At 72.9% G+C, this 9,687-nt stretch carries 8 protein-coding genes; 3 read left to right on the top strand and 5 right to left on the bottom strand.

Going from position 1 to position 9,687, the window contains the following annotated elements:
* Positions 1–90: 90 nt before the first annotated feature.
* On the bottom strand, positions 91–3,090 hold the full coding sequence (locus ACFXPX_RS42355) for a UPF0182 family protein (protein WP_375894156.1): 3,000 nt from the start codon (positions 3,088–3,090) through the stop codon (positions 91–93).
* Positions 3,091–3,301: 211 nt separating this feature from the next.
* Here ACFXPX_RS42355 and ACFXPX_RS42350 point away from each other — a divergent pair, with 211 nt between their 5' ends.
* A complete protein-coding gene (locus ACFXPX_RS42350; RefSeq protein WP_375894159.1) occupies positions 3,302–3,874 on the top strand; it encodes a PPA1309 family protein in 573 nt (190 codons plus the stop codon).
* Between the two features lie 30 nt (positions 3,875–3,904).
* Here the strand turns inward: ACFXPX_RS42350 and ACFXPX_RS42345 are convergent, their stop codons facing one another.
* The 4 genes from ACFXPX_RS42345 to ACFXPX_RS42330 all read right to left on the bottom strand — a co-directional run bounded on the left by ACFXPX_RS42345 (position 3,905) and on the right by ACFXPX_RS42330 (position 7,257).
* Positions 3,905–5,017: a PDZ domain-containing protein gene (locus tag ACFXPX_RS42345; protein ID WP_375894162.1), complete on the bottom strand. Its 1,113-nt coding sequence runs from the start codon at positions 5,015–5,017 to the stop codon at positions 3,905–3,907.
* A 42-nt stretch (positions 5,018–5,059) separates the two neighbouring features.
* Positions 5,060–5,251: a hypothetical protein gene (locus ACFXPX_RS42340; RefSeq protein WP_375894165.1), complete on the bottom strand. Its 192-nt coding sequence runs from the start codon at positions 5,249–5,251 to the stop codon at positions 5,060–5,062.
* A gap of 302 nt (positions 5,252–5,553) precedes the next feature.
* Complete coding sequence (locus ACFXPX_RS42335; RefSeq protein WP_375894168.1) at positions 5,554–5,994, bottom strand: molybdenum cofactor biosynthesis protein MoaE; 441 nt, start codon at positions 5,992–5,994, stop codon at positions 5,554–5,556.
* 114 nt (positions 5,995–6,108) lie between these two features.
* Positions 6,109–7,257 carry an NAD-dependent epimerase/dehydratase family protein gene (locus tag ACFXPX_RS42330; protein WP_188303064.1) on the bottom strand — a complete coding sequence of 383 codons (1,149 nt, stop codon included), beginning with the start codon at positions 7,255–7,257 and terminating at the stop codon, positions 6,109–6,111.
* A 200-nt stretch (positions 7,258–7,457) separates the two neighbouring features.
* Here ACFXPX_RS42330 and ACFXPX_RS42325 point away from each other — a divergent pair, with 200 nt between their 5' ends.
* Together ACFXPX_RS42325 and ACFXPX_RS42320 are read left to right on the top strand one after the other, a co-directional pair.
* Positions 7,458–9,008, top strand: a complete 1,551-nt coding sequence (locus ACFXPX_RS42325; RefSeq protein WP_375894172.1) for a zinc-dependent metalloprotease — start codon at positions 7,458–7,460, stop codon at positions 9,006–9,008.
* Positions 9,005–9,592 carry an NUDIX hydrolase gene (locus tag ACFXPX_RS42320; protein WP_380530034.1) on the top strand — a complete coding sequence of 196 codons (588 nt, stop codon included), beginning with the start codon at positions 9,005–9,007 and terminating at the stop codon, positions 9,590–9,592. The genes ACFXPX_RS42325 and ACFXPX_RS42320 overlap by 4 nt, the downstream gene beginning before the upstream one ends.
* Positions 9,593–9,687 lie beyond the last annotated feature (95 nt).

Raw genomic sequence — 9,687 nt, 5'->3', positions numbered from 1 at the left:
AAGTACGTCCAGTACGAGGCCGACTCGGGCGCACGCCCAGCCGGGCGCCCAACGCCGCGCGCTGATCTGCCAAGATCCGCCGGACAGGCCCTAGGGGTGCGGACTGGCCGCCCCCGAGCCGGTCGGCGTCGCCGTCGGCGCCGGTGCCTGGCCGCCCGCCCGGGCCGCCTCGGCCGCCTTCAAGGCGTCGCCGAGCGCCTTCTGGGCGTTGCCGTACGCCACCCAGTCGCCGTTCTTGAACGCGGTCTGGCTGTCGTTGTACGCCTTCTCCGCGTCCCCGAGCGCCCGCTGGAGCTCCGGCGAGATCGTCCCGCCCGGCGCCGGGGTGCCCGGCGCGGTGGGCGTCGGCGTCGGCGTGCCGGCGCCGCCGGGCGTCGTCCCGGTGCCCGGGGACGTCCCGGTGCCCGGCGTCGCCCCGCCCTGGCTGGACGGCGCCACCGGCGTGGCCGGCGGGGCCTGCCCGGCGAACAGCTTGCGCAGCGCGTCGTCCAGGGTGTTCTCGAACGCCACGTTGTCGTCCCCGTACACCGCCAGGACCTTCTGCAGCGTCGGGTACTTGGCGCCGCGCCCGCGCACGTACACCGGCTCGACGTTCAACAGCCCGCCGCCGACCGGCAGGGTCAGCAGGTTGCCGTACTCCAGCTCGGTGTCGCCGCCGCTCTTCAACGCGAAGATCTGGTTCGCCACCTCCTGGCGGGAGTTGAACTTCGACTGCACCAGGCCGGGGCCGGGGGCGCCGCTCTCGCCGGTCATCTTGAGGATGCGGATCTTCCCGTAGTCCTCGCCCGGGTCCGCGTTGACGGCCATGAAGGCCGCCAGGTTCGGCCGCTGGTTGGGCACGAAGGTGCTGGTCAGCGAGAAGCTCGCGGCCTGGGCGTCCGGCATCCGCACCGTCACGTAGTACGGCGGCTGGACCTGCTTGGTGTCACTGGTCGGGTCCACCGGGACCTGCCAGATGTCACTGCCGTTGAAGAAGGAGTTGGCGTCCGTCACGTGGTACTGGCCGAGCAGGTCGCGCTGCACCTTGAACATGTCCTGCGGGTAGCGCAGGTGCGGCAGCAGCGTCGCCGGGATGTCCGACTTCGGCTCCACGGTGCCCGGGAAGGCCTTCATCCAGGTCTTGAGGACCGGGTCCTTCTCGTCCCACTGGTAGAGCTTCACCTCGCCGGTGTAGGCGTCCACCGTGGCCTTGACCGAGTTGCGGATGTAGTTGACCTGGTTGGCGGCGGTCAGCAGCTCACCGCGCTGGTTGGTCAGCGAGTCCTTGGTCGCCGTGCCCAGCGTCGTCTTCGACGAGAACGGGAAGCCGTCCGAGGTGGTGTAGCCGTCCACGACCCACACCACGTGGCCGTCCTGCACCACCGGGTACGGGTCGGCGTCGATCGACAGCCACGGCGCGACCTTCTCCACCCGCTCCTTGGGCGTCCGGTTGTAGATCACCTTGGCGCCGTCGGTGATCGCCCCCGCGTACAGCATCTGCGGCTCGGCGAAGCGCACCGCGTACGCGGCCCGGGTGATCGGGTTGTCCAGCGAGACACCGCTGTCACCGGTGTACGTGTACTCCACGTTCTGACCGGTCTTGACGTCGGTGTAGTCGATCTCCTTGTTCGAGCCGCCGACGATCGAGTACGTCGTCGTCTTCTCGCCGTAGTAGATCCGCTGCTCGTAGTCGCCCAGCGCACCGGTGGCCGGCAGGCCGGACTCGGTGAACACCGGCCCGCCCTTGTCGTCGACCTGGTTGCCCTTGGCCAGCGCCGCGCCGTAGCCGTGGGTGTACTTGAAGTGGTCGTTGATCCAGTTCCGCTGCACCCCGTTGAGGTCCAGCTCGCGCAGGCCGATCACGGTGTCCTGCTTGCCCGTGGGCGTGCTGTAGCGGTCCACCGAGAGGGTGCTCGGGAACGCGTAGTAGTTGCGCTGCTGCTCCAGCGACTGGAACGTCTGCGACACGATGTTCGGGTCCAGCAGCCGCACGTCCGCGATGGTCTGCGCGTCCGGCTTCAACGCGTCACCCGTGGTCGAGCCCTGCGGGCTGTACGGGGTGGTCTGCGCGTCCGCGATCCCGTACGCCTGCCGGGTCGCGTCGATGTTCTTCTGGATGTACGGCGTCTCCTTGGCCTGCTCGTTCGGCTTGACCTGGAACTGCTGCACGATCGCCGGGTACAGCCCGCCGATCAGCACCGCCGACAGCACCATCAGCCCCAGCCCGATCAGGGCCGGCGCCCAGGTGCGGCGGATCGGCGTCAGGAAGAACAGCACCGCGCAGATGATCGCGACGAAGAACAGGATCGTCTTCGCCGGCAGGAACGCGTTGGCGTCCACGTAGCGCAGGCCGGTCCAGCCCGAGACCCCCTTGTAGGAGCCGGTCTTCACCGCCAGCGCGTACCGGTCCAGCCAGTACGCCACCGCCTTCAACAGCACGAACACGCCCAGCAGCACCGCCAGGTGCCCCTGCGCGCCCGCACTCGCCCGCCGGCCCGGGCCCTGCAGCCGCAGCCCCCCGTACAGGTAGTGCACCAGCGCCGAGGTCAGCAGCGAGACGATCACCGCGCTGAACGCGAAGCCCAGCACGAACTCGTAGAACGGCAGGTCGAAGGCGTAGAACGAGACGTCCATGCCGAACTGGGCGTCCTTCTCACCGAAGGACGTCGCGTTCGTCCACATCAGCCAGGTCCGCCACTGGCCGGACGCCGCCGCGCCCGCCACCAGGCCGATCACCAGCGAGACCCCGATCAGCGCCCAGCGCTTGAACGGCGCCAGGCCCGCCCGGTAGCGGTCCAGGCTCTGCTGCTCCACCGACATCGCCGACAGCGGCGGCCGCAGCCGGTGCGCCAGCCACACGTTGAAGCCGACGATCACCGCCATCAGCAGGCCGAAGACCCCGAACAGCCCGACCTTCGTCCACAGCTGGGTGGTGAACACCGAGGAGTAGCGCACCGACCTGAACCACAGCCAGTCCGTCCAGAACCCGGCGAACATGACGAACAACAGGAACAGCACCGCGAGTACGCCCAGGGTCAGCAGGGCCACCCGCGCCCGCCGGGAGGGCGGGCCCACCCTCCGCCGGAAACCCGGCCCTGAGCGTTCCGGCATCTGGAATACCACGGTGGCACCTCAGCTGTGTCGTCTGGAATCGGTCGGTCGTCAGAGCAACTTAACCAGTCTTCGACCGAGTTCCCACCGTTAGCAGACGGTTACGACACCGTTCGCCCGCAACCCCCCGCCGCCCCGCCCGGACACCCCGCCCCGGGCCCCCGGGACCGCCCCGGCGAGCGGGCGCCGCCCGGCGTGTGAGGATTGAGTCATGTCCGACGCGCCTGATCTGAACAACTCCCCCGACGACGTCTCCAAGCTCCCCGCCGCCACCCCCCTCACCCGGGCCGCGCTGGAGATCGACGAGTACGCCGCCACCCTCGGCTGGGACCTCCCGGCCCGACTGTTCGCCCTGGTGGACAGCGCCGCCCTGCGCAAGGCCGACCCGCGCATCGCCAAGCAGCTCGGCCTCGCCGACAGCGACGAGCCCGGCCTCACCCCGGTCGAGCAGGACGAACTCCCGGCCGGCATGGAGCTCGACAAGTTCCTCGGCACCATCGCCTGGCCCGCCGCGGTGGCCGGCTGCGCCCTGGTGGTCGAGCGGCTGATGCTGCCGCCGGGCGCCGAGCAGTCCCGCCCGCGCGGTGCCAGCGACGCCCAGCTCGCCGAGTGGGTGGCCAACCACCCCAAGCGCGAGGAGGTGCGGATCACCGCCGCGGTGCTGCGCGACGGCAAGAAGGAGATCGCCCTGCGGCTGCGCTCCAAGGACGTCGCCCGCGAGGTGCTGACCGGCCCGGACCTGGTGCCCGGCCTGACCGAAGCGCTGCTGGCGACCTTCTCCTGACGCCGGTTCCCGCCCCCGCCCAGGGCCCGCCTAGCGGGGGCAGGACGGCAGCGCCGAGGCCTGCCCGGAGCGGATCTGCTCCAGCGACTTGAGCGCGCCGTCCAGGGTGTCCGTCTTGATCAGGGTCAGCCCGGACGGCACGTTCTTGGTGGCCTCGGCGCAGTTCGAGGCGGGGGTGAGGAAGTACTCGGCCCCGGCGTCCCGGGCGGCGATCAGCTTCATCGATATCCCGCCGATCGGGCCGACCTTGCCGTCGTCGTCGATGGTGCCGGTGCCCGCGACGAACTTGCCGCCGGTGAGGTCGCCGCCCGGGGTGAGCTTGTCGATGATGCCGAGCGAGAACATCAGCCCGGCGCTCGGGCCGCCGACGTCCTGCAGGCCGATGTCGATCTGGAACGGGTAGGTGTGCCGGATCCCGGTGCCGATGCCGACCACCGCGAGCTCGGCCCGCTCGGCCGGCGCCTTCGGGTCGAGGTCCTTGGCCCGGACGGTCGGCACGGTGACGTCGGTCCTCGTCCCCGGGGTGGCGGAGCCGTTGCCGGAGGTGTCCTTGGCCCGCGGCACCACGGTGAAGACCACCGACTCACCGGGCTTGTGCTTGGTGACGGCGGCGACCACCTGGTCCACCGAGTCGACGGCGGCGCCGTCCACCGCGACGATCTGGTCGCCCGCGTGCAGCCGGCCCTCGGCCGGGGCCCCCGCGGTGACCGACTTCACGATCAGCTCGTTGCCGACCGGGACGCCCAGCTGCTTGAGCGCGGCGGTGCGGGCGCTGTCCTCGGAGGAGGCGAACTCCTCGGCGTTCTGCTTCTTGGCGTCGGCGTCCGACTGCCCCTTGGGGTAGACGTTGTCGTGCGGCACCACCAGCACGTCGTCGCGCATCCAGCCGATCACCGCGTTGACCAGGCTGGGCTCGTACTTGGCCCCGGTGACCTGGACGGTGGTCATGTTGAGGTGGCCGCTCGTCCGGTACGAGTCGTGGCCGGTGATGGTGATCACCGGCTTGCCCCCCTGCTCGCCGAGCGTGTTGTACGTCGGGCCCGGGCTCATCTCCGTGTACGGCACCTTCATCAGCACCGAGACGCAGAGCAGCGCTATGAGCAGCAGGGTGGCAGCGAGCATCGTCGCGGAGCGGCGTGGCATGCCTCGACAGTACGGGACGCCCGTGACGCGGCGCCCGCCGGGCTACCGGCCGGAACCCTCCCCGGGGGCGGCGGAGCCCGCGGTGGTCCGTTCCATCGCGGCCATGAAGCGCCGGTGCTCGGCGAGCGAGGCCGGGTCGCCGGTGGCCCTCGGGGCCCGCTGGGCCCACCCCGCCCACGCGGCCGCGACCAGGACGGCGACAACCGGAATGATCAGCCAGGCGAGCGCACCCATGTCAGTACTCCCAGCTCCTCGGGTCTATGAGCAGATTAACCACCCCGGCGGACAACGCGGCCGGCGCCATCCGGGTTACGGGACGGCCGATCGGCTCACTTCCAGGGAGTATCCGGCGCCCCCGGCCGGACCCGTTCGGGTGAGGCCGCGGCGCGCCTGACCCGAAGGACGTGCTCCGTGTGCGGGCGGTTGCACCGCGTCCGCGCGGACGGGCGGCCGCCCACCGCCCCGGGAACGGGAGTCCGGTCAGAAGCCCCCGGGGCCGGGAGTCCGGTCAGCAGCCCCCGGGGCCGGGAGCCCGGTCAGCAGCCCCCGGCGCCGACCCACTCCTCCTCGCCGTCGGCGAAGACCTGGTGCTTCCAGATCGGCACCTCGTGCTTGAGGTCGTCGATCAGCCGGCGGGCGGCCGCGAAGGCCTCCCCGCGGTGGGCGCAGGAGACGGCGACGATCACGGCCTTGTCGGTGATCTCCAGCCGGCCCACCCGGTGCACCGCGGCGAGGGCCCGCACCGGGAAGTCGGCGACGACCTTCTCGGCGATCCGGCGCATCTCCGCCTCGGCGGTGGGGTGGCAGCTGTACTCCAGCGCGGAGACCGACTTGCCGCCGTCGTGGTCCCGGACCGTCCCGACGAAGACGGTGGTGCCGCCGGCCGCGTCGTCGCCGACCGCCTCGTACACCTCGTCCAGCGAGAGCGGGGTGTCGCGGACGGCGAGCAGCCGGATGGGGTCGTGGTTCTCGGACATGACCCCATGATTCCCCATCGGGGGCCGATCGGGGCAAGGGGCTTCCGCATCACGATTCCGAAATTTCGCATCGTGAGAAACGGCGCCCGCCGGGCGCCCCCAGCGGGTGCCGACTCAGAAACGGCGCCGCTTGCGGGCCCGGCGCACCAGCGCCGCCGTGCCGACCAGCGCCACCGTCGCCCCGGCCGCCCCCAGACTGGTCGCGGCCTCCTTGCCGCCCAGCCGGCGCCCCGCCACCGCGTGCTTGCCCGACACCTGCGCCAGCAGCTCGGCCAGTACCTGCTCGTTGGTGAACTCCGGACGCCAGCCCGCCTCGTGCAGCCTGCTCCCGGACACCACCCACGGGTACATCGTGTACGCCAGGTCGCCCGCCGGCGCCGGGGTCAGCCCCAGCCGGTGCAGCCGCGCCGCGGTGCCGAGCGCCAGCGCGGCCGGAAGCTCCATCCGCCGGATCCCCGACAGCCGCTCCACGTCCTCCTGCTCCAGCCAGCCGTCACAGCCGACCGTCACCTCGCCCTCCACCAGGCCCAGCGCCGCGTACTCCAGCGCCGCCGCCAGGTCGTCCACGTGGCAGAACTGCCAGCACGGACGCGAACCGGCCACCACCAGCAGCCGGGGCGCCTCGAAGTGCCGGGTCAGCACGGTGTCCACACCGGGGCCCACCACCACGGCCGGGCGCAGCACCGTCACCTGCAGCCCCGGGTGGGCGCGCGGCGCCCGCCGGGCCAGCCGCTCGATCTCCAGCAGGTCCCCGACCAGCGAGGCCTCCTCGGTCGCCCGCAGCTCCGAGTCCTCGGCCAGCGGCACCTCGTTGTCGGCCAGCGCGCCGTAGACCATCGCGGAGGTGCACAGCACCACCCGGTGCACCCCGGCGGCCGCGGCCGCGGTCAGCACCGTCTGGGCGCCGCGCACGTTGTAGGCGCTGCGGGCCCGCGGATCGGACTCCATGCCGAAGTCCATCGCCAGGTGCACCACCACGTCGACCCCGGCCAGCCGCTCGGCCACCGCGGGGTCCCGCACGTCCAGGACGCGCCACTGCACGCCCGGGACCTCACCGCGCCGGTCGTCCACCGCCAGCACCCTGCGCACGTGCGGGGAGGCCACCAGCCGGGCGGCGACCCGCTCGCCCAGCACCCCCGCGGCACCGGTCACGGCCACGGTCAACGGCCGCCCGCCGTAGGCTGGAGGCGGCGACGCCGTGGCGTCCGGATCGTCCTCTCCAGCGGTCAGCCCAGAGCGAACGTCCGAAGGCGGGGAACTCACCGGCCATCCTCCACGGTTAGCTTATGTGCGTACGGACGTGTGTCACGTACGTCCATCCTGCCCGAGGCGAAGGCCCGGCGGTGCACCCGGCGCGGGCCTGGCCCTCGGGAGCCGCCCACGAGTCCCCCGCTCCACCGGAGCCCCGGGCGGACCGCACTGCCCGCCACACCCGTATGACGGCCGACCGGATCGAGGACCCCGTGAGCGACCTTCCCTTCGGATTCGGCGTTCCCCCCGAGGAGCCCGAGGACGGCAAGGCCAAGCCCGACGACGCGCAGAAGAAGAAGGAGCAGGGCCAGGAAGGCACCGGCGGCCCCCAGCCGTTCGGCTTCGGAGCCGGCAACCCCTTCGGCGCGATGTTCGGCCTGCCCGGCACCCCGGGCGGCCCCGGCGGCGCCGGAGCCGACAACCCCTTCGCCGCCATGTTCGGCGGCATGAACCCCGGCGACCTCGGTGCCGCCTTCCAGCAGCTCGGCCAGATGCTCTCCTTCGAGGGCGGCCCGGTGAACTGGGAACTCGCCCAGAACATCGCCCGGCAGAGCGTCGTCGCCGAACCCGCCGAGGGCAAGAGCAAGGACCGCTCGGTCGGCGACGCCGAACGCTCCGCCGTCGTCGAGGCCGTGCGCCTGGCCGACCTCTGGCTCGACGGCGTCACCGAGTTCCCCTCCGGCGCCGGCACCGCCGTCGCCTGGAGCCGCGCCGAGTGGATCGAGGCCACCCTCCCGGTCTGGAAGGACCTCGTCGACCCGGTCGCCGAGCGGGTCGGCAACGCCATGGGCGGCGTCCTGCCCGAGGAGATGCAGGCCATGGCCGGCCCGCTGATGGGCATGATGCGCTCCATGGGCGGCGCCATGTTCGGCACCCAGATCGGCCAGGCGCTCGGCGCCCTCGCCGGTGAGGTCGTCGGCTCCACCGACGTCGGCCTGCCGCTCGCCCCGGCCGGCAAGGCCGCCCTGCTCCCGCAGAACGTCGCCGAGTTCGGCGAGGGCCTGAACGTTCCCGCCGACGAGGTCCGGCTCTACCTCGCCCTGCGCGAGGCCGCCCACCAGCGCCTCTTCGCCCACGTCCCGTGGCTGCGGGCCCACCTGCTGGGCGCCGTCGAGGCCTACGCGCGCGGCATCAAGGTCGACACCTCCCGCATGGAGGAACTCGTCGGCCAGCTCGACCCGAGCAACCCGGAAGCCCTCCAGGAGGCCCTGGCCGGCGGCCTCCTCCAGCCCGAGGACACCCCCGCGCAGAAGGCCGCCCTGGCCCGCCTGGAGACCGCCCTCGCCCTGGTCGAGGGCTGGGTCGACGCCGTCGTGCACGCCGCTGCCGAGCCCCACCTGCCGCAGGCCGGCGCGCTGCGCGAGACCGTCCGCCGCCGCCGCGCCGCCGGCGGGCCCGCCGAACAGACCTTCGCCACCCTGGTCGGCCTGGAACTGCGCCCGCGCCGCCTGCGCGACGCCGCCCGGCTCTGGGCGCTGCTCGCCGACGCCCGCGGCGTCGAGGGCCGCGACGCGCTCTGGGAGCACCCCGACATGCTGCCCACCGCCGCCGACCTGGACGACCCGGACGCCTTCGTGCACCGCGGCAGCGGCGACCTGGAGGGCGGCTTCGACTTCGACGCCCTCGACAAGCTGCTCGGCGAGGCCGCGGCCGGCAAGCCCGACCTCACCAAGAACGACCCGCCCAAGGGCGACGCTCCGCAGAACGACGCCCCGAAGGGCGACCAGGACGGCACCGACGGAAAGGGCGAGCCCACCGCATGACGGCCACCGGGACGGGTACGTCCACCCTCCACGCGGACGCCGTCCGCACCCTGACCGACTGGCGGCCCGCCGAGCGGGACCAGGAACAGCTGCGCCTCGACTACCTCGCGCACCTCGCCGAGCAGCCCGAGGGCCTCTACCGGTCCTGCCTGCCCGCCCACATCACCGCGAGCGCGGCGGTCGTCGACCCCGCCGCCGGGCGGGTGCTGCTCACCCTCCACCCCAAGGTCGGGATCTGGCTGCAGATGGGCGGGCACTGCGAGCCGGGCGACGCCGACCTCGCCTCCGCCGCCCTGCGCGAGGCCGTCGAGGAGTCCGGCATCCCCGACCTCACCCTGCTGCGCCAGGACGGCGTGCCCGTCCCCGCCAAGCTGGACCGCCACCAGGTCCGCTGCACCGGCAAGGACCGGCCGGAGAACACCCACCTGGACGTCCAGTACATCGCGGTGGCCCCGGCCGGGGCGCAGGCGCTGATCAGCGAGGAGTCGCTGGACCTGCGCTGGTTCGACTACGACCGGCTGCCGGAGCTGACCGACCACTCGGTGCGCGACCTCGTCGCCCGGGCCCGGGCGCTGACCGCCTGACCGCCTGACCGCCTGACCGATGGAAGCGCGCCACGATGAGGGGGGGGGGGGCGGGCGGGGCGGGGCCCCCCCCGCCGGGCCGCCGCCCCCGCCGC

It is taken from the genome of Kitasatospora sp. NPDC059146, assembly GCF_042786665.1.
GTDB lineage: Bacteria > Actinomycetota > Actinomycetes > Streptomycetales > Streptomycetaceae > Kitasatospora.
Note: the sequence above shows the minus strand (reverse complement) of the source record. Positions and strands in the feature narration are given on the sequence as shown.